The sequence below is a fragment of the Ilyobacter sp. genome (assembly GCF_041583315.1).
Classification (GTDB): domain Bacteria; phylum Fusobacteriota; class Fusobacteriia; order Fusobacteriales; family Fusobacteriaceae; genus Ilyobacter.
In genome coordinates this window covers 1-2,363 of record NZ_JBFHGC010000457.1, presented here as the reverse complement: position 1 = coordinate 2,363, position 2,363 = coordinate 1, and the positions used below count along the sequence as shown (strand labels likewise).

General features: G+C 35.0%; 3 protein-coding genes. 2 read left to right on the top strand and 1 reads right to left on the bottom strand.

Annotated elements, in window-relative coordinates; genetic code table 11:
* Together cls and ABZA26_RS12860 are read left to right on the top strand one after the other, a co-directional pair.
* On the top strand, positions 1 to 1,095 hold a 1,095-nt coding region (gene cls / locus ABZA26_RS12865), incomplete at its 5' end, for a cardiolipin synthase (protein ID WP_372714912.1).
* Positions 1,096 to 1,108: 13 nt separating this feature from the next.
* Positions 1,109 to 1,855 (top strand): PHP domain-containing protein, encoded by a 747-nt coding sequence (locus ABZA26_RS12860; RefSeq protein WP_372714911.1) that lies wholly within the window; start codon positions 1,109 to 1,111, stop codon positions 1,853 to 1,855.
* Between the two features lie 43 nt (positions 1,856 to 1,898).
* Here ABZA26_RS12860 and ABZA26_RS12855 read toward each other — a convergent pair.
* Positions 1,899 to 2,363: GDSL-type esterase/lipase family protein (locus tag ABZA26_RS12855; protein WP_372714910.1), on the bottom strand; the 465-nt coding region annotated here is incomplete at its 5' end.

Below are 2,363 nucleotides of genomic sequence, written 5' to 3'. Positions count from 1 at the left end.
GGAAAAGAGCTTTTTCATGATATGAAAAGCGAGATAAAAAATGCAGATTCTTATATTCACATGGAATATTTCATCTTTGACAACGACCAGTTGGGAAAAGAATTCTTTTCTATTTTAAAGGAAAAGGCAAAATCCGGTGTAGAAGTGAAACTAATATTAGACGGTGTAGGATGCAGAAAACTTCCGTTAAAAAAAATCAGAGACCTCAGAAATTCAAAAATAGATGTTCAGGTATTCTTCCCTTCATATTTGCCCTTTATAAACCTGAGAGCCAACTACAGAACTCACAGGAAAATCTGTATCATTGATGCAAAATTTGGATATATAGGGGGATTTAATATCGGAGATGAATATCTGGGTAAAGGCCCCCTGGGAAACTGGAGGGATACACATATAAAAATGAGTGGTGAGGTTTTAAATGAACTTCAGAAAGAGTTTTTTTCATCCTGGGATTTCATCAAAAATCAAAAATTTTTAAGTTTCGGTACAAAATTCAGGAGCAGATATAATGAAAAAAAATACTTTCCTGAAAAATATCATTCTGGAAACTGTTCTGTACAGATTGTTGGCAGTGCACCAGATTATGAATTTCGTTTGATAAGAGATGCCATTATCCACATGATAACAAAAGCAAAAAAATATATTTATATTCAGACTCCTTACTTCATCCCAGATGATATTATTTTTGAGGCCTTGAAAACAGCTTCTCTCTCTGGGGTAAATATAAAAATCATGATTCCGGATAAGCCTGACCACCTCATGGTGTACTGGGCAACCCACTCTTATGTAGGGGAGATGATCAGTACCGGAGTGAAGTTTTATTCCTATAAAAATGGATTTATACACAGTAAAGTGGTCATCGTCGATGATGAGGTAGCAACTGTGGGGAGCTCAAATTTTGATTACAGGAGTTTTTATCAAAACTTTGAAATAAATGCTTTTATATATGATTCTGAAACAGTAAAAAAATTAAAGACAGCATTTATAGAGGACCTGGCAGAAAGTTCGTCTATAACAAGAGAAATTTACCATAACAGAAAATTATTGGTAAAATTCAAGGAATCCATAAGCAGACTATTTTCTCCAATTCTCTAAGGGGGTAATTTTAATGATTGAATTTGATAAATTATCAGATTATTTTTACGAATTCTATGATTTCGAGCCAAAAGACGACACTATGTACCTCGACTTGCACCTTCATACATGTGCTTCAGACGGATACAATACCCCAAAATTTTTTATAGATTTCTTAAATGAAAAAAAACATCTCATATCCATAACAGACCACAATGAGATCAGAGGTTCTGTAAAAATAGCAGAACTGGGCGTAAGTGTGGTACCTGGTATAGAGCTAGGATGCGAGGACGGATTTGAACTTTTAGTATACTTCAAAAATTTTGAGGACCTTGAGGAGTTTTATGTAAGAGAGGTAGAGGGGAACAAGCACCCCTATAGAATGGCCAGAACCACAAAGAACGTTTTTTATTTCCTGGATATTTTAGAAGGAAGAGGCTGTCATATTTCCATACCTCACATAAACGGAATAGCTCAGAAAAATTACCTTAAAAATAAAGATTATCTTTCTGAGGTTCTGACAAGAGTAGACTCTCTGGAAACATATAACCATTCCCTTTCAAAAAAAAGGAATCTCACTGCCAAGGATCTGAGAAAAAGATATGATCTGAATGCCACCTTTGGAAGTGATGCCCACATAAACAGAGAGATTCTTTCTTTCTACAGATTTTTAAACATGGAAGAGAAAAAACATCATAAACTGATGGATTCTCTATATAAGATTCCCATGCTTTCCGGTCTGGGAAAGAAGCACTTGATACATCTCTTCAAGAAAAAATAGAGTCTTTTCAAAATAAAAATCAGCCGGGATATCTGGCTGATTTTTATTTTACAAGATTATTGTATTCAAAGAGAACTTTGACAGCTTCAAAATATTTTTCTGCCATTATTTCATATCCTTTTTCATTGGGGTGGACTGTATCACTCATATATTTCGGCCTTCCCCAGGCTTCCCCCCATATATCTTCAATGAGAAAAACATTCTTTTCAGAAGAGAGTTCTTTGTACATTTCATCATAACTTTTTTTATCCTTTGATTTTATAAAAGATACAATGGATTTTTTAGGGAAAAATTTTGCAACAAAGACTATTGTTCCCCTTGCTGAGAGCTTTTCTACCATATACTTCAAGTCCTCTTTTGTTCTTTCACTGGGTACTCCTCTGAGATAATCGTTGGCCCCTAGTTCTAATATGACTATATCAGGATCAAGACTCAGAACATCTATTTCAAATCTCTCTCTGGCCTGGGAGGCTGTCTCTCCTGGAACACCCTTATTTATGACCTCTAT